Below are 22,822 nucleotides of genomic sequence, written 5' to 3'. Positions count from 1 at the left end.
AATAAACAAGCGGTAATATTTAAGTTATCATTCATTATACAATTCTTTGCAGTTGTGTATACTTTAATGAACTAACCATAAAATGTAAACGATTGAGAACGTTTACTTCACCAGCTCCATCATCGAAATCTAAGTACAATAAATTTAGTTTTGGATGAATATCTCGCATCCGCTTTTCAACCCCTTTAGAAACAACATGATTAGCAATACATCCAAAAGGCTGCAAACTAATCACATTGTTAATGCCGTGTTCGGCAAATGTCATAATCCCAGCTGGAATCAACCAACCTTCACCATATTGATTGGATAGATTAAGAATTTGTTCGGCTTTTTTCGCCATATTACGAATACTATGAAAAGGTTGATAATATTTAAATCCTGATAATATCTGGTTAGTTTTATTAATATATCTTTGTGCCACTTTTTCAAAAAAGTGCGAAAGGTATGAAAGATAATTTTTGGTTAACAGATGATTCTCTACATTGCTATCATAATTAACGAAGCATTGTGCAAAAAACTCAATCATTGGTGGAATAACTGGTTCAATACCTTGGTCAACTAACCACTCTACGCTATGTTGATTACCGAAACTATTATATTTAACATAAATTTCACCAACAATACCAATTTGCGGACACTCTTTATTCAGTGTCTCAACTTGGTTGAAATGATTTACGGCATCAGATAAAAGTGCATAAATAGCTTTATGCCCTTTACGTTCACTAATGATTTGCTGTAACTTTCTGGTGTAGTACTCTTTAAGCTGGTTAGCTTGTTTTTTTACCCGCGCTCTTGGCGCAATAGCGTAGTACATTTTGGACAATGAATCAGCAAATAACATAGCAAAAAAGGTGATTGGTAACGTCTTTAACCAATTAATTTTAAAACCTGGTTGTTCAATTTCATTAATATTACCGGTACTTAAAGAAATAATAGGGATATCATCAAAACCATTACTAATCATAGCTTTTTTAATTAACGACAAATAGCTACTTGCACGACACTGTCCTCCAGTTTGGGTGATCCCAATAGCAACTTCATCACGATTGTATTTACCCGATCGTAATGCTTTAATTATGTCGCCTACAATAATTGTTGCTGGATAGCAAATCTCGTTATTACAATATTTTAACCCCCACTCTACTGAACTTTTATCTGGTTTTGGTAAAGTTTCAAGTTTATAACCCGATAAAGCAAAAATCGGCGGTAAAATGGGTGAATAAAAGTCAGAAATAAACGGCGCTAAAATAGTACGTCGTTGTTTATCTTTTACACCAAAAATTGCGGTCTTTTTACGCTCGGTTGTTTTCAGTGGTTGATTGCGATTCATGCGAATAGATTCAATAATTGAACGTAACCGTAATCTTACTGATCCTGTTGCGGTAATTTCATCAACTCGAATAATCGTGCAGGTTTTTCCTTTTGATTCTAATATAGCTTTACATTCATCAGTTACAATTGCATCTGGTCCACAACCAAATGAATTTAATTGCACAAACTGAATATTATTTGCTTGCTCGGCAACAAATGAGGCCGAAGCATATAAACGATTAGGATAACTCCATTGTGAACAAATCTGCAATTCCGGTGATAATTGGTTAATTGATCCTAATACCGAATCTTCGGTGATCACATCACACCCTAATGCATTTAAGATCTCTGGTGTTTTATGATTAATTAAGCTGTCACTATGGTAAGGTCGGCCGGCTAAAATAAAGACATAACGCCCTGTTTCTTTTGCTTTATTGAGTATTTCAATTGCTTTATTATATAACGCTTGTTTATATTGAGCTTGAGCGTTTAAGGCTGCCGAAAACGCCTTGTTTGCTACACTTTTATCAATACCCAACGATTGTAGATATTGTATACAACCCTTTTTAAGTAATTTGATATCGGTAAAATTAATAACAGGATAATCTAATGGTACACCATATTTGATTTCCGGATTAATAGCGCTGTTCATAACTTCAGCATAACTACTCACAATCGGGCAGTTATAACTGTTTACTGCATTACCAAATTGCGTCGCCTCAAAAACCACCATTGGCATAAAGATTCGATCAACTTTTTTCTCAACTAACTCAATAATATGACCATGTACCAATTTAGCAGGGAAACAGATACTATCGGACATTACCGTACCCGCCCCTTTCTCATAGATACGATGCGTCGAATAAGGTGAGAGGGTGACATTAATACCGCTTTGCGTTAATAAAGTATGCCAGAACGGAAAGTTTTCATATTGTCCTAACACACGAGGAATACCAATATTAATTTTGGCATCAGGATTTGACTGAGACGTACGATCGAATAACAAGGCATTTTTATAATCAAACATATTAAATGAATTGCTATCTTTCTGTTGATTATTACTTAAAAAACGCTCGCATTTATTGCCGGAATAATAACGCTGTCCATTAGCAAAACGATAGATCATAATATCACAATTATTTTCACATCCTTTACAGCGTGAAGGTTTAGCTCTATTGTCTAACGCTTTATCCAAATTATCCAAACCAATAAATTGCGATTTACTATTTTGTTGCTGATAATGATTTTTAGCCACTAAAGCTGAGCCATATGCCCCCATTAGTTCAGGTATGTTTGAACTGGCAATCTGCGCTCCTGTTAGCTGTTCCAATGCTCTAAATACAGCTGGATTTTTAAATGTACCACCTTGAACGACAATATGATCGCCTAACTTCCGCATATCATGTAATTTGAGTACTTTATGAATCGCATTTTTGATCACTGAAAAAGCAAGGCCTGCTGAGATATCCCCCATGGTGGCATTTTCACGTAATGCTTGCTTCACTTTAGAGTTCATAAATACAGTACAGCGTGTACCTAAATCACATGGATTACTTGACTTACAAGCTGCATCAGCAAAATCAATGGTATTTGAATTAAGGGATTTAGCAAAGGTTTCAATAAACGATCCACAACCAGATGAGCAAGCTTCATTTAATTCAATATGATTAACTACGCCATTAGCAATAAAAATGGCTTTCATATCCTGACCACCGATGTCCATCACAAAACTTACATCAGGATCAATATGTTTGGCCGCGGCAAAATGTGCCATGGTTTCAACCAAACCGTCATCAATAGCAAACGCCGCTTTTAATAACTCCTCACCATAACCCGTTACACCGGTTCTGGCGATAGTGATCTGTTTACCGGATGCTTCAATCTCTTCTTTGAGTTTAGTTAGCCCTTTAATCAAGGCCGTGATAGAGTGTCCATTATTGGGTGCATAATAGGTAAAAAGTAACTCATCATCTTCGCTGACTAAAGTGATCTTAGTGGTCGTTGATCCACTATCAATACCTAAAAAGGCAGTTTGTTTTTGATAATCGGCTAAATTGACTTTTGGGATCTCAATATATTTACGCTTCTTCTTCCAATTATCAAACGAAAGTGCTTCATTAAAAAGTGGTTTTAATCTGAATGACTCGTTCACTTTTACCTTACTTGAATCATTCAATTTCTGGATCAACTCAGTTAGCGGTAGTTCAGTTCGTTCAAGCAGGTGGATTGCGGCACCCCAAGCCGATAATAGGGTTGGATGCTCAGTTTTGACAATCTGCTCATCACTTAATTTTAGGGTGTCTAAAGCGGCTTTGCCTAAAGTAGGAATAAACGAAAATGGTCCACCAATTAACATGACTTTTGGTACAATATCATAGCCACGTGCTAACGTATTAATTAATTGGATACAAACGGCATGTAATACAGAATAAGCTATATTTTCTTTAGAAACATTTCGGCTAATTAGATTCTGCACATCAGTTTTAGCAAATACACCACAGCGAGATGCAATTGGGAAAATCTGATCATGTTTTTGAGCAAGCTGATCGAACTCTTGAACAGGTGTATTAAGTAAAGTTGCCATCTGGTCAATAAAAGCCCCTGTTCCACCAGCACAACTACCATTCATGCGAATATCAGGTGGGCGATCAGGGAAGAAGAAGATCATCTTACTATCTTCACCACCAATATCAATTAAAGTCCGAACTTCTGGATACTTACGCTGAACCACTTCTGATGCAGCAACAACCTCTTGAATAAAAGCAATACCAGCTTTTTCAGAAATCCCCATGCCAGCTGAACCAGTTACCTTGACTGATAAAACAATATCCTCACCAAGACTCTGTTTTATTTCATCAAGCAATTCAAGCACAGTTGCTACAATATGGGTATTATGACGAACATAGTTGGTATATACAAAATTATCTTTTTCATCAAGAACGACACATTTTGCCGTTGTTGAACCTACATCCAATCCGAGCCTATATATTTTTGACATAAAACAAACTCACGTTTAAAAAATGATTCCTAACTTATAAATATATTTTAATAAAGAATTCTTTTAGTAATTCCTGTCCATTAAAATTATTATAGCTAAAACTTTTATTTTTTAACATGTCTGAATAAATAATCTCACTTTTTAGCGGTTATTTCGACCAAATGTTTCAGGTTAAGCATACGTTTTAGTATATTTTTCTGATAAAAATCAAATTTTATTGCAGATGATAGCTTACAATGTCTGTAAACCTTGTTTAGCTATGGCAATGACATTTTTCATATCAATACCTTGAGCTTTGGCGGCAAAAATACACCCACAATAACATTGTCGATAAACATCATATTCTTTGCATAACTCAATTGATCGCTTATAACCATTATTCTTTTTGAAATCAGAAGGGAGATAGTTAACAGAAAAGATCTCTTGAATTTCAAAACCAAGTTCATTTATTTTCTGACTATTTTTCTTGGGACTGAGAGTTAAGGCACTAGCAAAATAATCAAATCCCAGTTCTTGCGCTTTTATTGCCGCTAAATCCAAGCGTAATTTATAACATAAATGGCACCGCTCTCCACCTTCTGGCGCATCACGTAAATGTTCAACTTGTTTAATAAACTCGGCTGGTTGATAAGGCGCTTCTAAAAACTGTACGTGATTACCCGTTTTGGCGTTAAAATCGGCGATAAATTTTTGTTGAACCACACTTCGGTACTCATACTCTACCCGAGGATGAATATTGGAATTGGCAAAATAGATTGTAATATCGGCATACTGAGCTAAGTACTCTAAAACGTAAGTACTACATGGCGCACAACAGCTATGTATTAAGAGTTTAGGACGGACGGTTGCTAATTGCCAATCGGCTATCACCTCTTTTAAAATGGCATCGTAATTAACTTTATTATGTGGATTTAATTTTTCGAGAATATTTTTGGCATTGATTAACATAAGGACTCAATTTTATTTTGATAATTAAAGTCTTTCACGCTCGCTATGATATAGTGATACCTTCTTCTATTCAAGCTAAACCGTGAAGTTATTATACTCAAACATATAGTTAACCTGAAACTTTTTGACAAACGTTAGTAATTTTACATCTTTCACCTCAATTTATTGCATAGTGCTTTACTCGACAACTCTGTTCGCAGTTAAACATTTGTTAGTATTTATACAAATAAACAAAAAAAATTTTCAGTTAACCGTTTTTGAAACTCATTACTAATCATTTATTCATATCTGCTTCGACAACATTTTCATTGGGTTACTTTTTGGAGAAAAATTATCCACAGAGTAGCTAAAAACAGATATGCATTGCATTATCTTCATTATTTATGTTATCTAACAAGCCAATCATTAATTTACATCGCCAAATTTGCTATTAGCGTTAAATTTAAGCTTATTTACCAACCATTAAAAATCAAAAAAATAATGTTAATCGTGAACAATTTTCTACCATAATTTTTAAAACATGAATTCATTTTTGTTAGATAATGGAGTTATAATGGCGCCCAAATTTTAATGGACAATCGATAAGGCCTAAAATTGAATGTACAACTTATTACACGATTAAAAAGTCTACAATTATATAAAAAAAGGCATTCAAATAATGTACTTCTATGGAGAGAAATTTATCCTTTAGCAATTCCAATATTTATTGAAAATTTATCCGTTATCCTAATGGGTATTTTCAGTACCTTTTTAGTTAGTTGGATAGGTAAAGCCGAAATGGCCGCAGTAGGATTGGCTGAAAGTTTTAATATGATCATTATGTCCTTTTTTATGGCTGTTGCTCTTGGGACTTCGGTGGTTGTTGCTTTTAGTTTAGGTCGTCATAATAGGAAAAAAGCCGTATTTGCAGCCAGACAATCTATTACTTTATTAGTCATAATATCAATTTTACTGTTCCTGTTTGTCGAGTTTTCTGGTTATTGGATCATCGAAATTATAGCCGGCAAAGCAGATCTTGAAGTAAAAGAGTTATCGTTAACTTTCCTTAGATTAACTGTGTTAGGTTATCCTGCTTTAGCCTTTATTTTAATAGGTTGTGGAGCTTTAAGAGGTGCCGGTAATACTAAGTTACCAATGTATTTGAACATTATCATGAATATCCTTAATTTATCGATAAGTTATATCTTAATTTACGGTATTTTTGATTGGCAAGGATTAGGATTTATTGGCGCAGGAATTGGACTTACAGTATCTCGTTATTGTGGTATGTTTTTTATATTACTTGTATTAACCATTAAACCTAGCCGAGCTTTATTTATTCCTTTTAGAAGTTACTTCCACTCATTCAATGGTAAAATTCTTCTTGATATCTTAAGCATCGGTATTCCTGCCAGTGTTGAATCTGTAATGTTCAATATTGGTAAATTGTTAACTCAGACTTTTGTTGCCGGTATGGGTACATCAACAATAGCAGCTAATTTCATTGCATTTTCAATTGCGGGATTGTTAAATTTACCCGGTGGAACTTTAGGCGCAACCTCAACGATTATTGTTGGCAAACGTATTGGAATGGGACAGATTTATCAACCTACACGACAATTAACCTTTATTTTTCATTTAACTAATATTCTATTATGTGCTATCGCTTTTTTATCCATTCCCTTTGCTGGTTTGTTAAGTTCGATGTACACCAACGATCAAGAAGTTATCGATATAGCTAAGCACTTACTTTGGTTCAATGCACTATTTACCCCATTTTGGGCATCGTCATTTGTCTTACCTTATGGTTTTAAAGGCGCAAAAGACGCCAGTTATACTATGTGGGTAGCTATTGCTAGTATGTGGATGTGTCGAATTGTGGTCGGTTACGTTTTTGGTGTCTATTTCGGATTTGGTGTAATAGGTGTATGGTTTGGCATGTTCCTTGATTGGATCATCCGAAGTTTATTTTTCTACTATCGATTAGTGAGTGGCAAATGGTTATGGCGTTATCATCAGCGAATTTGATAAAAAATTAACCATTATTTGCTTATAATCTGGTAGGCAGATTATCATCTTATTGTATAAAAACTAATAGTTTAAAAATGGATAACTCGCCTACCTCAAAACTGTTGAACAACTATAACTTATGATGTAACTTTTTAGCAATTTGCTAAATCTGCCCTATATTAATTAATAGATTAGTACTGTTGTGAAATATAATGAAACTGAGCTTATTAAATTAACATTTTTCGACTTTTATTCCTAATAACCATTCAACATTAATTTGCATTAAACAATATATCTTTATACTCATTTTGCTCGATAATCATTTTGTCCCCTTTCTCAAAAAATCTAGCGGATTTCAAGATATCAATCATCTCTATTTGATCTATTCTCATCATCTATTTCGCATTAATCATGCTTAATTTTAGTATTGTAATAATTAATAGTTAAAATCCTTTTTTAATCAATTCAAGCTAATCACGTTACTATCAATATTCAACTGTCAATTTGCCTTAAAAGCAACATCGTCAGAAAAATATTTGCACTATCTATTTGATAAATTAAATATCGGTTAGGTTCTTTTTCACTTAATGGATTTCTCAAGTAATCAATACAATAACCTTAGTTATATAAAAATACCTGTTCAATCAAAGAATATCGTTAGTGCAATGTGATATCTATCACATTAACCATAAAACGTAATTAGAGTACGTAAAATCATAATACTGTATTAAAAACTAATTTTATAAACTCAAAACATAGGTATTTGTTAATAAATAGTAAGTAATGATTTCGTGTAATTAATCAAAATTTACAAAATGGTTTATAAGCCATAAGGAGATTGTAATGGATAATAATAAAAAATTATCAACCATGGAAAAAATAGGCTTTGGAATGGGTGATGCTGCCTGTGGTATTGTTTATTCTTCTGTGACAATGTTTTTAACTTTCTTTTACACCGATATTTATGGGCTTTCAGCCGCTGCTGTAGGGATCATGTTTTTAGCTACACGAATTTTTGATGCCATTATCGACCCTATCACTGGTATGATTGCCGATCGTACCAAAACCCGATGGGGGCGATTTCGGCCTTGGTTAATATGGTTTGCTATTCCTTATGCTGTCTTAGCTGTCATGACTTACACCACACCTGATTTTGGCTATTCAGGTAAACTCTTATATGCCTATATCACCTACGCACTATTAATGATGTGTTATACCTTTATTAATATTCCTTACTGTGCTTTAGGTGGCGTAATTACTCGAGATGAAAAAGACCGCCTTTCAGCGCAATCATTCCGTTTTACCATCTCTTCAGCATCGGGTTTAATGGTCTCAATTGGAACTTTATTTCTGGTCGATTGGTTAGGTAAAGAAAACAAACAACTTGGATTTCAACTTACCATGGCGGTTATGGGTGTTATGGCCATTGGCATGTTAATATTCTGTTTTGCTACCACGAAAGAACGCGTGACACCAATTGATGAAAAAAATGTCAGTGTTAAAAAAGATTTAAAATGTTTGTTAGCTAATGATCAGTGGTGTATTGTTGCAATCATTACATTTTTTTCCAGTATGGCTGGTGTAATGAGAAGTTCAGCTACACTTTATTATGCTACTTATTTAATGATGGGTGGAATAAGCTCTGCAGCGGGTACAGCCATGAAGTCAGCTTTTGTATCTACCTCTGTTGTTGGTACAATCCTAGGTGCTATCGCAGCAGGATATTTCGCTAAACGTTTTACCGCTATACAACTATTTAAAAATATAAATTTAACCTTGTTTGTCATTGGTGTGATCATGTTTTTTATTCCACCTGTCTGGTTACCTGTTGTCTTCCCTCTCTATTTCTTAATCGGTTTTTTCCATTCAATGTATCAACCATTTAAATGGAATATGATGGCAAACGCGGCAGATTATGGTGAATGGAAATTTGGTGTACGAGCAACCGGACTCTCTTTTTCAGGAAATCTATTTGCACTAAAACTAGGAATGGCAGTAGCTGGAGCTTTAGTGGGTATCTGTTTAGGACTATTAGGCTATCAAGCCGGTGTTGATGTACAAACCCCTCTTGCCACTACCGGTATTATCGGTTTATTAACCATTGGACCTGCATTTTCATATTTATTACTCTGGTGGTTGATGCGTTTTTATAAGTTAGATGACAAAATGATGGAAAAAATCCAAAACGATTTGTTAGCAAGACAAAAAAATTCGGAAAACAACTAATAGGATAACAATATACGTTAGCAACGTATTTTATGAAAAGGTATTTGTATGAGTCTTGATTATTATAAAAACCCTATTATCTGTGCGGATTATTCAGATCCAGATATTGTGAGAGTTAATGATGATTTCTTTATGGTATCATCAAGCTTTAATCACATGCCCGCATTACCAATATTACATTCAAAAGATTTGGTTAACTGGCAAATTATCAATCATGTTTTTTCATCATTTGATCTACCTGATTACGACTTAGTTCAACCAGGTAAAGGCGTTTGGGCGCCTTCGATCCGCTATCACGATCAAAAATTATGGGTGTTTTTTAGTACACCAGATGAAGGGATTTTCATGTGTAACACCGATGATCCTTGGGGAAAATGGAGCAAACCACATTGCGTACAATCTGCGTTAGGTTGGATAGATCCTTGCCCTTTTTGGGATGATGATGGCAATGCATGGTTAGTCCATGCTTTTGCACAAAGTCGTAGTGGCATAAAACATAAGTTACAACTATTCAAAATGAAAAATGACGGTTCCGCTTTAATTGGAGAAGGTAAAATTATTTATGACGGAACGGCAGATTTACCTACTCTTGAAGGCCCTAAAGTTTATAAACGTAATGGTTGGTACTATATTTTCGCACCAGCAGGCGGCGTTGAAACTGGCTGGCAAACCGTTTTACGTAGCAAAAACATACAAGGTCCATGGACTGCTCGAAATGTACTTTTCCAAGGTGACACACCAATTAATGGACCTCATCAAGGAGGTTGGGTAGAGTTAGACAATCAGGAGTGCTGGTTTGTACATTTTCAAGATGCTAATTTATATGGACGAATTGTACATTTACAACCTATGCATTGGGCTGATGATGACTGGCCGACAATCGGTGAAATAAAAGGTAATAATGTTTGTCAACCAGTATTAACCTGGAAAGTGCCAACAATCACCAATAATACAAGCCATTATCAAATCCAAACTAGTGATAATTTTGCACAGGGAAAATTTGGTTTACAATGGCAATGGCTTGCTAATCCACAAAAGCAATGGTTAGCTGACAATAATCAATCATTAACATTAAATTGTTACCCTCTTCCCTATCGTAATGAACAACAAACGCTCTATTTTGCTCCAAACTTATTATTACAAAAATTCTCATCATTTCAATTTACTGCTCAAACTGCTATAAAACTAAATCCAGAGCAATCTGGTGATTTTGGTGGCTTAATTGTTTATGGTGAACGCTATGCTGCCCTAATAATAAGTTATGACAATAAAGAGTATAATTTATATTACCGCTACGGTTGGATGAAAGACTCTGGTAAAGTTGATGAGTATCGAGAAAAAATTACGCAATTAACCACTGCTGATTGTCAATTTAAAGTTGATGTTGGATTAAACGGTATTTGTCAATTTTATTACCGAGAAGAAAAAGGTGAATGGCAAAAAATCTCCCGTAACTTTGCTGCCGGAAAAGGCAAATGGGTTGGTGCTAAAATTGGTATTTTTGCCTCCACCGAATCTAAACAAAACAGCCATGGTAATTGTAACTTTAAATATTTTGACATAAAACCAAAATAAACAATAAGTTAAATTTCACCTATTAACTAAACACTCAACGCCAGTTCAACATTAATGCTGGCTTTTTGATATTAACTCAATCGCACTAAAGGTCATCGTATGATGGGTCTTTTCAACATATTCATTAAATGCAATTCACTTTATCACTAAGTTAAATATTGCAACTGATTGAGAAAAGAATCTGAAAATCATAACTAATTATTAAGTTAATGAATTATAGTAAACAAACCATTTACAAAAATCGTTTCTATTCATTTTAATTTTCTAAAATTTCTCTTTTATTGCTCGAAAGATAAACATAAAAAAACCATATTCAAATTACTTGCAGAGTGTAAAAGTAGCAAAAAGAGATTTTATTTAAGATATAATACTTATTAGCAGCAAGTTTGAATGAATTTTAATTTTGTAAGAGAAAAATTTATGGCAAATTATTTTTAATAAATAGACTATTAAAGGCTTAATATGCTAAATTTATACAGCATATATGCCCATACAATAATCGAAATAAGATAGCCTTTATATTTCATATTATAACACGAGGTGAGTGTGTCACGATTTTCCAATTCATTGTTTTTACTTTTATTTGTAACATCAGCATCAAGCTATGCTGAAATGAAGTTATCAATTAAAGGATTATCGGGAGAGCTTGCTGAGAATGTTGATGCGCGGATCTCATTAATCGATCCAAATAAGATCGACAATAGCCCATATTTTAAGCGTTATTTAGAAAATGAAACAGAAAAAGCGTTACGCGCTTTAGGTTATTATTCTCCTACTTTTCAATATGATGATCACGATCCTAAAGTATTAGTTGTTAATATTTCGCCAGGAGAACCCATAACGGTTGAGAAATTAGATATTAAAATACTTGGTGAGGGTCAAAATGATAAAGATTTTAACGATCTATTGGCACATAATTTACCTAAACTAGGTGACGTTTTAAATCATGGTGTATATGAGGCCTTCAAAAAGAGCCTACAAAATCTATCTCTGAAAAAAGGCTATTTTGATGCCAATATGACTAAACATGAATTGGCTGTCTCCAACTCTTTACATCAAGCTTTTTGGGATATTGAATATAATACGGGACAACGATATAAATTTGGTAAAGTAAGTTTTCACAATGCCAGAATCCGGGAAGATTATTTGGTCAATATTATTCCATTTAAAGAAGGTGAAAAATATACTGCCGAACAGTTATCATTATTTAATAGACGCCTTGCATCAACCAACTGGTTTAATACCGTTGTTGTTGCGCCGGATTTTTCAAAAGTATCTGCGGATAAGACGTTGCCTATCGATGTAGCCACATCACCGCGAGCAAAAAATAATATGGATTTGGGATTGGGTTTTTCAACAGATAATGGTGTACATGGTAAGATTGGTTGGAATAAACCGTGGATCAATAGCCGTGGACAAAGTTTTCAAAGCAATCTGTCACTTTCATCCCCCGAAAAAACCATTACTATGAGTTATAAAATCCCGCTGAAACGATCGCCACTTGAACACTACTATACTGTTCAAGGCGGATATAAGAAAATAGATAATAATGACACCTATTCTCGCTCCTATACGTTCGGTGTTTTACGCAATTGGGATAGTTTTGAAGGGTGGCAAAGTGCATTGGGTTTATCAATGCTACGTGATGACTTTACGCAAGGTGATTCAAGTTTTAAAACGTTTCTCTATTATCCTTCGCTTAGCTTCTCACGGATTCGTACCGATGGTAATCTATTTGCAATGTGGGGGGATTCACAACGTTATTCTGTTGACCTAGCTGGCGAATCATTAGGCTCTGATATTAATTTAGTTCGTTTTCAAGCCCAACAAAGTTGGATCCGTTCAATTTCACAAAAACACCGATTTATTGCTCGTGGTAATTTAGGGATAATTCAAGCAAGTAATTTTGATCGGGTTCCACCTTCATTTAGGTTCTTTGCTGGCGGTGATCATAGTATTCGTGGCTATAGCTATCAATCTATTTCCCCCGAAGATAAAAAAGGCAAGTTAAAAGGAGCTTCAAAACTCCTAACAGGCTCTATAGAGTACCAATATAAACTAACAGGTTCATGGTGGAGCGCACTATTTATCGACAGCGGTGAAGCCATTGATAAAGTTGATAAAAATAAATTTTATACTGGTGCAGGCTTTGGGGTTCGTTGGGCATCGCCTGTCGGTCCAATAAAAGTCGATTTAGCAACGCCTACTAACCGAAAAAATACCGGCTCTATTCACCTATATATTGGTTTGGGAAGTGAATTATAATATGGCAAAAAATCCAAATAGAGTTAAAAAAGTCAAAAAGTTAAAACGGATCCGTAAATGGAAAAAACGTAGTATTATTATTTTATCTTTTTTTGTCACGCTTATTATCCTTTTTATTATTTTGATTTATACCAGTTTAGGTATAAAACTAACTACTTTTGCCTTAAATAAATTTTTACCTGAACTAAAAATAGCACAAATTGACGGAACATTGCATGATCTGCATATTAAAGATCTTTCGCTCGAATTACCGGGCGTTAATGTTCGAGTTGATGATGCTTCACTGACCCTTGCTGGCTCCTGTTTATTAAAAGCAAAAATCTGTATTAACCATTTTGATGCTAAAGGGGTAAATGTGGATCTTGAAACCGCCAAGATCATCACATCACCTGATAAAATTGAAGTTATCAAAATGCCTCTGCCGATTGAGCTGAAAAAAACTTTTATATCTGATGTTAAAGTCAAGGTCAATGATATGCAGTTCGCTCTTTCTGACTTTACCGGTAAAGCGAAATGGGTAAAAGATAAGCTTTATATTTATCCTGTAGTTGCCAATGATTTAAAAGCGATTTTTGCCGATCCTGTTCAGACTAAACCAAAAAGCGAAAGCGATAACACGATTCCACTTAATCAAAAGATTAATCAATTATTTAATAAACCTTTGATTAATACTCTTCCGGATGTCCATATTCCGCTAGATATTAATGTTACAAGCCTTAGTGGTGATAATTGGTTATTGCATATTGCTGGCCAAGATTTTAAATTTAATCATGTCACAATTCAGACAGATATTGATAATAATCATATTGTGATCAATAAAGTTGATACCGATGTAAAATCATCCTATGCCAATGGACATGCAACAGTATCAGGTGAAATCACGTTAGGTGATAGTTGGCCTGTTTTTGCTCTAATAAATGTGAAAACAGACAAGAATCAGATTGACGGGCAATTTTCCGGTAAATTGCTTGGCGAGGTTTCAACCTATACTACATTGAGTGGTTTAAATCAGGCAAAAATTGAAGGGCAGATAAATTTTATCGAAAAATATCTACCTATCATGGCTAAAATTAATGGTGAACATATTCAATGGCCAATCGAAGAACAAGCACAATATCAACTTAATCAATTTGCACTGACTTTAAATGGTTCAGTGAATAAATATCAATTGACGACAAAAGGAACTATGTTAGGTAAACAATTACCAGATATTCATTTTGATATTGTAGGTAATGGCACTAATGAAGATGCAACATTTGATCATGCTTTTGTTAAATTACCGCAAGGAGAAGTCAATCTTACGGGTAAAGTAAGCTGGCAAAAAGCTCTACAATGGGATACCCAAATTAAACTAGATAATGTCGATATTAGTAAAGAGTTCCCCGCTTATCCAATTAAATTAGCGGGTAACATTAAAACAACAGGAATGTTAGATGATAAGATATGGCAATTAGATTTACCTGAATTACAATTAAAAGGAAATATCAAACGTGCTGATTTTTCAGCCAATGGTAATGTATCGGTCAACTCACAAAATGTGATCACAGCTAATAATTTAACCCTTAATTGGGGAAAAAATCGTTTTGATTTAAATGGTTCGACACAAAAAGGCAATTTAAATGCGAAATTAAATCTGGCCTCTTTATCATTATTCATCGATGATATGAAAGGTTCGATTGTTGGCGATGTCAAAATGAGTGGTACTCTCAATGAACCAATTATTGACACTAATCTTACGGTTAATACATTAGCATTACATGATATTGCAGTTGCTAAAGCCAATCTCACCGGTAAAGTGCAGTATAAAAACCAATTAAGTGGAAAAGTTAATCTGACTGGACAAGGTATTGAACTACCGAATCAAAGTGTTAAAAAGGCTAATATAGAATTGTCTGGTAACGAGAGTCATCATACTTTAACTGTTAATCTTGACGGTACTCCCGCATCATTAACCACGTCATTAACAGGTCAAATTGATAAAAATCGTACTAAATGGACAGGTACAATTCCACGAGCTTTATTAAATTTAGGTGATAAAAATAATTGGCAATTAGCTAAAGCATTAACATTATCTTATGATATTGATCAGCAAGCGCCGGTGATTAACGCACACTGTTGGAATAATAGTTATTCTAGTATTTGTCTTGATAAAGCAATGTCATTTATGCCTAATACTGATACCAGTATTAGTTTAAAAGATATCGATCTTGCTAAATTACCGATTCCGAACGATGGTGAAACCAAAATTGCAGGTAATATCAACGGTAAAGTAACGATAAAATTTAATGATACAAGTAAGATTCCGTTAATTAAAGCGAATATTAATAGTAAAAAAGTTTATGTTCAGCAACTTATAACTTCACAACCGTTAACCATTCCTTTTGATTTATTTAATATCAATGCTGAATTTAACGAACAACAGGCTAAAATAGATTGGAACTTTAGTTTGGATAAATTAGGTAAAATAAAAGGTGATTTAACTATTGCCGATCCTATGCAACAAAAAAAATTAAGTGGGCAGTTAAACATTGATAGTCTTGCCTTAGCTATCGTGAATCCACTATTAGATAAAAAAGATTATGCTAAAGGTGCAATTAATGGTGCAGTTAAATTCTCAGGAACGTTGATTGAACCATATCTAACTGGTGAAATAGGTTTAAAACATAGTGAAATAAAATCAAGTCAATTGCCAGCCGATATCAAATCAGCCAGATTAACGATCAATTTCAATGGTAAATCATCCGTTTTAAAAGGAAGTTTAGCCACTAATGCAGGGAATATTAATCTTAATGGTCGAGCTAGTTGGAATACCATTGATAAATGGCAAGCGACATTAACTGCTAATGGAGCAGCAATGGAAGTTACGGTACCACCTATGGTAGTAATGACCGTTGTTCCTGACATAAAAATCGAAGCAACTCAAGATGAATTAACCTTATCAGGTAAAGTCAATATTCCAAAAGGCAAAATCACCGTTGAATCTTTACCTCCGTCTAGCATTGATGTATCCAAAGACGAAGTAATGTTAGATAGAAATAATCATGCGATTAAACCACAACAGTTTGGTATGAAAATTAATAGTCACCTTGAGATCAATATTGAAGATAAAGTGACTGTCGATGCGTTTGGTTTAAAAGCTTCGCTTAAAGGTAATTTAATTGCTCAACAAAGTAATAAAGGTTTAGATGTTCATGGTGAAATTTTGATCCCAAAAGGACAATTTAAAGCTTATGGACAAGATTTAATTATCCGCAAAGGTATACTCACGTTTTCTGGTCCAACCGATCAAGTGATGCTAGATATTGAAGCAATTCGTAATCCGGAATCAATGGAAAATAGTAATATTACCGCCGGTATCCGTGTTTCTGGTCTATCGGATGATCCTAAAGTTGAAATTTTTTCAGATCCCGCAATGTCACAACAAGAAGCACTCTCTTATTTGATCAGAGGACAAGGACTTGATAGTACCGACCAAAGTGATAATGATATGATGACTGCGCTATTAGTTGGATTAGGTACAGCAAAAACAGGTAAATTTATTGGCGACTTTGGTAATGTTTTTGGTATCAAAAACCTCTCTTTAGATACGCAAGGCGCTGGAGATAATTCAAAAGTAGTCGTTAGCGGTTATATTTTACCTAATTTGCAATTAAAATATGGGGTCGGTATTTTTGATTCTCTTGCAACATTTACACTGAGTTATAGATTAATGCCAAATCTTTATTTAGAAGCAGCATCCGGTCTTGCACAAACACTGGATCTAATTTATCAATTTGAGTTTTAAATCATTTAAAATAATTTAACTCTTCCCTCTCGCCGATTATTTTTTCGGCGAGGTGATTTCGTTTTTGTAACCTAATAACATTTCACGTTTTACACCAAATCCTTGACATTTATTAACAATAAATCCGCTACTGATTAAATTACGACGGACAAATCCACCAGCTGAATAAGTTGCGAATGTTCCGCCTAACGAAGTTAATTGATAACAGGCTTTAAATAATGATTCTGACCACATATCCGGATTTTTAGACGGAGAAAAACCGTCAAAAAACCATGCATCAATCATTATATTTTGCTTGGCTAAAAATTCAGGAAAATGGCTGACGTCATTATAAAGAATAGACAAACTGACATTATTAAACAGGCAAGTTGTATTAACTAACTGTTGCTGTAACTGTTTAGCAAGGAGTTTTAATGCTTGATCATGGATAACACTTTCATGAATTTTTATCATTTCTGATTGAGTTAAAGGATATTTTTCCACACTAAAGAATTGTAGTTTTTTAAGTATATGATCTGGATGTTGTTTTCTGAATCCGAGAAACGTTTGCCATAATATAAGAAAACTAAGCCCTGTACCAAAACCGGTTTCACCAACTGTAAATATAGGTTGTTTATGTTGTAGAAAACGCTCAGATAACTTATTACCGTTAATAAAAACATAAGTCCTTTCATCAATAGCGCCGTCTGTATTAAAATAAACGTCATTAAAATAACGAGAGATAGGGGTGTGTTTTTCATCCCAAATAAGCGTTGAATTTTGCATAAACTTCCTTAAAGCAATCTCGAGGAAACTGTATATTAGTCTAGATTACATATATAATACGCCATATCAACTTATGAGGTAAATTATGGTTTTTCTATTTCGCTTAATTATTGTCTTAATATTAGGTATCATTATTTGTGTTTTAGGCATTTTATTTTGCTTATTTAATCCTCGTAACCCGAAAAATGTCGCCCATTTTGCTCATTTATTCAGTTTCTTTTTCAAACCAATTTTGGGTGTAAAAGTAGAAACTCGCCAATATCCCGGCATCAAAGACTTAGGAAGTTGTGTTTATATTGCTAATCACCAAAATAATTTTGACATGATTGTAGCTGCTGATATTGTTCAGCCTAAAACTGTTACCGTTGGTAAAAAAAGTTTGGCTTGGATCCCCTTTTTCGGTCAACTCTATTATTTAACTGGTAATATTCTTATCGATCGAAATAATAAAGCAAAAGCACGTGATACTATAAATCAAGTTGTTGATGAGATTAAAAAACGTGGCATTTCTATTTGGATGTTTCCAGAAGGTACACGCAGTCAAGGTCGAGGACTATTACCGTTTAAAACGGGTGCATTTAAAGCAGCTATTGCTGCTGGCGTGCCAATTGTTCCAATTTGTGTTTCAAATACCAACGATATCCAATTAAATCGTATAAATAACGGGCATATGATTGTTGAAATGCTTCCACCAATTGAAACCAAAGATTTACGTAAAGAAGATGCAAAAGTACTTTTGGAAAATTGTTATCAGCAAATGGCTGCAAAAATAGAACAAATAAATATAGAAGTAACTAAACTGAACGATCAAAAGTAATTTATGAATAAACAAGATCGCAATTTTGATGATATCAGCAATAAATTTGTACAAAACATTTACGGTACTAGCAAAGGTAAAATTCGAGAGATTATTGTTTGGCAAGAGCTAGAGAAAATACTTGCCACTTACCCTAATGACAAACCGTTAACTATATTAGATGCAGGTGGCGGGCAAGGTCAAATAGCGTGTAAGTTAGCCAAACTGGGACATCAAGTTACGCTCTGCGATATCTCTATAGAGATGCTAACTCTTGCTAAACATCAAGCACAAAAAGATAATCTTAACTTAACTTGTATCCATAGTTCTATCCAACAACTAGAAACTTGTCTTGATCAGTCGTTTGATCTGGTCATTTGTCATGCGGTACTAGAATGGGTTGCAGATCCTGTTGCAATAATAGCCTCTTTAAAAAAATACCTTAAGCCTAATGGTTATCTATCATTGATGTTTTATAACTATTATGCTTTATTTTTTAAAACGGTCACTTTAGGTAATTTTGGTTATACACAAACAGGGTTAGCTAAACGTAAAAAAAAGACACTCTCTCCTGATTTTCCTAGAGATCCCAATGACGTTTATAATTGGCTTAGTCAATTGAATTTTGTGATCACACAAAAAACAGGGATTCGTATCTTCCATGATTATCTTATCAATAAAAACAAAGCACAGGCAGAGTTTGAGCAGTTGTTAGAACTTGAAAAACAGCATTGTCAAAATGACACTTTTTTGAATATTGCCAGATACATTTTAGTAACCGCTAAGCAGACTGATGAATAATTTAGTATCAGATATTTTATTAGTAGAGATATTTGCAGACAACTCAGTCTTTTCCTGATTTGTTGAACAGATAAGTGCCGGAAGTAAGAGTAATTACGCCCAGAACAATGAATAGCAATCATTATATCACCGATAGCGTTACCCTTATGGAACATCATCAACTAACCCTATCACCATTTAATGAATGATTAATCCTTCAAAAGTAACTCATTAAGTTGATAATTCTGAGTGATATTTATCGTTAAAAAGCCCTTTTTACCACTTGTAGCAATCAAACTTCTTTGACTATGTTTGAGAAACGAATGAAAAATAACTTAACTTTAAATGATTACTCGAAAATTCTTGCATAAATCGGTATGATAAGCACATCAATTTATTAGTGAAGGAAAATGATTATGATCGTTGTTACAGGTGGCGCAGGATTTATTGGTAGTAATATAGTAAAAGGTCTAAATGAACAAGGATATAAAGATATTTTGGTTGTTGATGATTTAACCGACGGTACCAAATTCGCTAATTTAGTCGATTTAGATATTGCTGATTATCTGGATAAAGACGAATTTATTTCAGCAATCCTTTCCGGTGAAAATCTCGATATTGATGTTATATTTCATCAAGGTGCTTGTTCATCAACCACTGAATGGAATGGTAAGTTCATAATGGAAAACAATTATGCTTATTCCAAAGATCTTCTACACTACTGTTTAGAATTAAGCATACCATTTTTATATGCATCATCAGCGGCAACTTATGGTGGCCGTAGTGATAATTTCGTCGAAGGTCGGGCTTACGAAAAACCATTGAATGTCTATGGTTATTCCAAATTTTTATTTGACCAATATGTAAGAGAAATATTAACAGAAAAAGATCACTCCCAAGTTTGTGGATTTCGCTATTTTAACGTCTATGGACCTCGTGAAGCACACAAAGGCAGTATGGCCAGCGTTGCTTTCCATTTAAATGAACAGATCAATAAAGGTGAAACACCTAAATTGTTCGAAGGTAGTGATAATTTTAAACGTGATTTTATTTATGTGGAAGATGTGGTTAACGTCAATTTATGGTTCTGGAAAAACAAAATATCTGGAATTTTCAACTGTGGTACAGGTCGGGCTGAATCATTCCAATCAGTTGCAGATGCAGTACTTAATTATCATCAAACCGATAAAATTGACTATATTCCTTTCCCTGATCATTTAAAAGGTCGCTATCAAAGTTTTACCCAAGCAGATTTGACAAAATTTAGAAAAACAGGTTGTCCGGTTGAATTTAAAACTGTCGCCGAAGGCACAACTGAATATATGAAATGGCTCAATGCGCAATAAAGGTAATAAAATGAAAACTCTCATTATTGGTCCTTCATGGGTAGGCGATATGATGATGTCACAAAGTTTATATCGCACATTAAAACAGCTTGATCCAAGTAATGAAATTGATGTCATGGCACCGGCTTGGTGCCAAGCGTTATTAAATAAAATGCCAGAGATAAATCAATCCATTGATATGCCTTTAGGTCATGGTGAATTTTCATTGGCAAAACGTTATAAACTGGGAAAATCATTGCGTGCTAATCAATATGATCAGGCTATTATTTTACCTAATTCGTTAAAATCAGCGTTGATTCCTTTTTTTGCTAAAATTCCTAAACGAACTGGTTGGAAAGGTGAAATGCGTTATGGCTTACTTAACGATATGCGTAAACTTGATAAACAGGCTTTTCCTTTAATGGTAGAACGTTATGTTGCACTCGCCTATCCTAAACACCAAATTCACCAAGCAGATGAATTACCACAACCTCTTTTATGGCCTAAATTGAATGTTGAAGCAGATGAGATTTCTCAGGCACTTGCTACGTTCAATATTCCACAAGATGTGCCTCTAATTGGTTTTTGTCCGGGAGCTGAATTTGGACCAGCTAAACGTTGGCCTGACTATCATTATGCTTCACTAGCCGATTTACTTGTAAAACAACATGCTAAAATTCTTATTTTTGGATCAGCCAATGATTTTGAAGTCGGCGAACGTATTATTAGCAAAATGACTCATGGTGATCAAGGTATTAATCTGGCGGGTAAAACTAAGTTAGAGCAAGCTGTAAGCTTAATTGCCTCTTGTAAAGCTATTGTTACCAATGATACTGGGTTAATGCATGTAGCCGCTGCGCTAGATCGGCCTTTAGTCGCACTTTATGGACCAAGTAGCCCTGATTTTACTCCTCCTCTATCAAACCGAGCTGAAGTTATCCGTTTAATTACGGGATATCAGCGAGTTCGTCAAGGAGATGCTGAGCAAGGCTATCATCAAAGTTTAATTGATATAAAGCCTGAGACTGTTTTTGAAACTTTAATGAAATTAATTGTGCGTTGTGAAAAAGAGTAATTAATAATGCGCGTATTAGTCGTTAAAACCTCATCAATGGGTGATGTCCTTCATACTTTGCCTGCGTTAACAGACGCAGCTAATTGCCTACCCAATCTAACTTTTGATTGGGTAGTAGAAGAAAACTTTGCCCAAATTCCAAGTTGGCATTTTGCTGTCAATAACGTTATACCAGTGGCTATTCGACGTTGGCGAAAAAATTGGTTCGCTAAGCAAATTCGCCAAGAGCGTCATCATTTTATCCAACAGCTTAGGCAACTAGAATATGACTGTATTATTGATGCACAAGGGTTAATCAAGAGTGCTTTTTTAATAACTCGTAAAGCACGTGGGATCAAACATGGATTAGATCGTAAAAGTATCAAAGAACCCATTGCCAGTTGGTTTTATGATATTAAACATTACGTACCTAAACAATTACATGCTATTGAACGTGTCAGATTGCTTTTTGCTCAGAGTCTAAACTATCCATATTCTGATTGTATGGGTGATTATGCCATTGCTCGTCATTTTTTATCTTCCTTACCTGAAGATAATCAACAATATTTAGTTTTTTTACACGCCACTACACGTGATGAAAAGCATTGGACAGAAGAAGCATGGCGAGAATTAATTAAATTGATTGAGCCTACAGGTTTAAAAATAAAGTTGCCTTGGGGCGCACCTCATGAACAAGAACGGGCTATACGTCTAGCTCAAGGCTTTAAACATGTTGATGTGTTACCTAAACTTTCGCTTGCGCAAGTTGCTACCGTTATTGCCGGTGCGAAAGCGGTTGTTTCGGTCGATACAGGATTAAGTCATTTAACAGCTGCATTAGATCGACCCAATATTACGCTTTTTGGGGAAACGGATCCTAAGTTAATTGGGGGGTATGGTAAAAATCAATATAGTATTATTTCTCCTGAAAAAAGCATGCAAACCATTACAGCTGGTCAAGTTTACCAACAATTAGCTGATTTTTTATAGCAGATTTCAGCAACCT

Annotated in this window: 13 protein-coding genes; 10 read left to right on the top strand and 3 right to left on the bottom strand. The window is 34.5% G+C overall.

The features are described 5' to 3' along the window. Positions 1–34 precede the first annotated feature (34 nt). A complete protein-coding gene (locus tag A9G11_RS10500; RefSeq protein WP_065619562.1) occupies positions 35–4,309 on the bottom strand; it encodes an acyl-CoA dehydratase activase-related protein in 4,275 nt (1,424 codons plus the stop codon). A 231-nt stretch (positions 4,310–4,540) separates the two neighbouring features. After that, a complete protein-coding gene (locus A9G11_RS10495) occupies positions 4,541–5,257 on the bottom strand; it encodes an epoxyqueuosine reductase QueH (protein ID WP_065619561.1) in 717 nt (238 codons plus the stop codon). A 594-nt stretch (positions 5,258–5,851) separates the two neighbouring features. On the opposite strand from A9G11_RS10495, the gene A9G11_RS10490 reads away from it, so the two are divergent. The 5 genes from A9G11_RS10490 to tamB all read left to right on the top strand — a co-directional run bounded on the left by A9G11_RS10490 (position 5,852) and on the right by tamB (position 17,096). Next, complete coding sequence (locus A9G11_RS10490) at positions 5,852–7,264, top strand: EmmdR/YeeO family multidrug/toxin efflux MATE transporter (RefSeq protein ID WP_176701264.1); 1,413 nt, start codon at positions 5,852–5,854, stop codon at positions 7,262–7,264. Between the two features lie 825 nt (positions 7,265–8,089). Continuing rightward, complete coding sequence (locus A9G11_RS10485) at positions 8,090–9,472, top strand: glycoside-pentoside-hexuronide (GPH):cation symporter (RefSeq protein WP_065619560.1); 1,383 nt, start codon at positions 8,090–8,092, stop codon at positions 9,470–9,472. A gap of 48 nt (positions 9,473–9,520) precedes the next feature. Then, the gene (locus tag A9G11_RS10480; RefSeq protein ID WP_065619559.1) at positions 9,521–11,047 is read left to right on the top strand and encodes a glycoside hydrolase family 43 protein; all 1,527 of its coding nucleotides are present in this window, start codon (positions 9,521–9,523) and stop codon (positions 11,045–11,047) included. Positions 11,048–11,587: 540 nt separating this feature from the next. After that, the gene (gene tamA, locus A9G11_RS10475) at positions 11,588–13,312 is read left to right on the top strand and encodes an autotransporter assembly complex protein TamA (RefSeq protein ID WP_442902991.1); all 1,725 of its coding nucleotides are present in this window, start codon (positions 11,588–11,590) and stop codon (positions 13,310–13,312) included. Between the two features lies 1 nt (position 13,313). Beyond that, positions 13,314–17,096 (top strand): autotransporter assembly complex protein TamB, encoded by a 3,783-nt coding sequence (gene tamB, locus A9G11_RS10470; RefSeq protein ID WP_141674409.1) that lies wholly within the window; start codon positions 13,314–13,316, stop codon positions 17,094–17,096. A gap of 36 nt (positions 17,097–17,132) precedes the next feature. On the opposite strand, the gene mnmD is transcribed toward tamB, so the two are convergent. After that, positions 17,133–17,861, bottom strand: coding sequence for a tRNA (5-methylaminomethyl-2-thiouridine)(34)-methyltransferase MnmD (mnmD, locus tag A9G11_RS10465; protein ID WP_065619556.1), 729 nt, complete (start codon positions 17,859–17,861; stop codon positions 17,133–17,135). A gap of 85 nt (positions 17,862–17,946) precedes the next feature. On the opposite strand from mnmD, the gene A9G11_RS10460 reads away from it, so the two are divergent. The 5 genes from A9G11_RS10460 to rfaC all read left to right on the top strand — a co-directional run bounded on the left by A9G11_RS10460 (position 17,947) and on the right by rfaC (position 22,806). Further along, a complete protein-coding gene (locus A9G11_RS10460) occupies positions 17,947–18,678 on the top strand; it encodes a 1-acylglycerol-3-phosphate O-acyltransferase (protein WP_065619555.1) in 732 nt (243 codons plus the stop codon). A 3-nt stretch (positions 18,679–18,681) separates the two neighbouring features. Then, positions 18,682–19,458: a methyltransferase domain-containing protein gene (locus tag A9G11_RS10455; protein ID WP_065619554.1), complete on the top strand. Its 777-nt coding sequence runs from the start codon at positions 18,682–18,684 to the stop codon at positions 19,456–19,458. Positions 19,459–19,853: 395 nt separating this feature from the next. Beyond that, positions 19,854–20,783, top strand: a complete 930-nt coding sequence (gene rfaD, locus A9G11_RS10450; RefSeq protein WP_065619553.1) for an ADP-glyceromanno-heptose 6-epimerase — start codon at positions 19,854–19,856, stop codon at positions 20,781–20,783. A gap of 10 nt (positions 20,784–20,793) precedes the next feature. After that, positions 20,794–21,837 (top strand): ADP-heptose--LPS heptosyltransferase RfaF, encoded by a 1,044-nt coding sequence (gene rfaF, locus A9G11_RS10445; RefSeq protein WP_065619596.1) that lies wholly within the window; start codon positions 20,794–20,796, stop codon positions 21,835–21,837. A gap of 6 nt (positions 21,838–21,843) precedes the next feature. After that, positions 21,844–22,806 carry a lipopolysaccharide heptosyltransferase RfaC gene (gene rfaC, locus A9G11_RS10440; RefSeq protein ID WP_065619552.1) on the top strand — a complete coding sequence of 321 codons (963 nt, stop codon included), beginning with the start codon at positions 21,844–21,846 and terminating at the stop codon, positions 22,804–22,806. The last annotated feature ends 16 nt before the right edge of the window (positions 22,807–22,822 follow it).

This window comes from Gilliamella sp. wkB108 (assembly GCF_001690195.1).
In the GTDB taxonomy this organism is placed as follows: Bacteria; Pseudomonadota; Gammaproteobacteria; order Enterobacterales; family Orbaceae; genus Gilliamella; species Gilliamella apicola_L.
The sequence above is the reverse complement of the archived record's forward strand: the minus strand, read 5'-3'. Positions and strand labels throughout refer to the sequence as shown.

Bases quoted from the DNA above. Each gene is read 5' to 3' on its own strand.
- A9G11_RS10455 (WP_065619554.1), top strand. From the start codon at position 18,682: ATGAATAAACAAGATCGCAATTTTGATGATATCAGCAATAAATTTGTA.
- rfaF (WP_065619596.1), top strand. From the start codon at position 20,794: ATGAAAACTCTCATTATTGGTCCTTCATGGGTAGGCGATATGATGATG.
- A9G11_RS10460 (WP_065619555.1), top strand. From the start codon at position 17,947: ATGGTTTTTCTATTTCGCTTAATTATTGTCTTAATATTAGGTATCATT.
- A9G11_RS10495 (WP_065619561.1), bottom strand. From the start codon at position 5,257: ATGTTAATCAATGCCAAAAATATTCTCGAAAAATTAAATCCACATAAT.
- A9G11_RS10485 (WP_065619560.1), top strand. From the start codon at position 8,090: ATGGATAATAATAAAAAATTATCAACCATGGAAAAAATAGGCTTTGGA.
- tamB (WP_141674409.1), top strand. From the start codon at position 13,314: ATGGCAAAAAATCCAAATAGAGTTAAAAAAGTCAAAAAGTTAAAACGG.
- mnmD (WP_065619556.1), bottom strand. From the start codon at position 17,861: ATGCAAAATTCAACGCTTATTTGGGATGAAAAACACACCCCTATCTCT.
- rfaD (WP_065619553.1), top strand. From the start codon at position 19,854: ATGATCGTTGTTACAGGTGGCGCAGGATTTATTGGTAGTAATATAGTA.
- A9G11_RS10500 (WP_065619562.1), bottom strand. From the start codon at position 4,309: ATGTCAAAAATATATAGGCTCGGATTGGATGTAGGTTCAACAACGGCA.
- rfaC (WP_065619552.1), top strand. From the start codon at position 21,844: ATGCGCGTATTAGTCGTTAAAACCTCATCAATGGGTGATGTCCTTCAT.
- A9G11_RS10480 (WP_065619559.1), top strand. From the start codon at position 9,521: ATGAGTCTTGATTATTATAAAAACCCTATTATCTGTGCGGATTATTCA.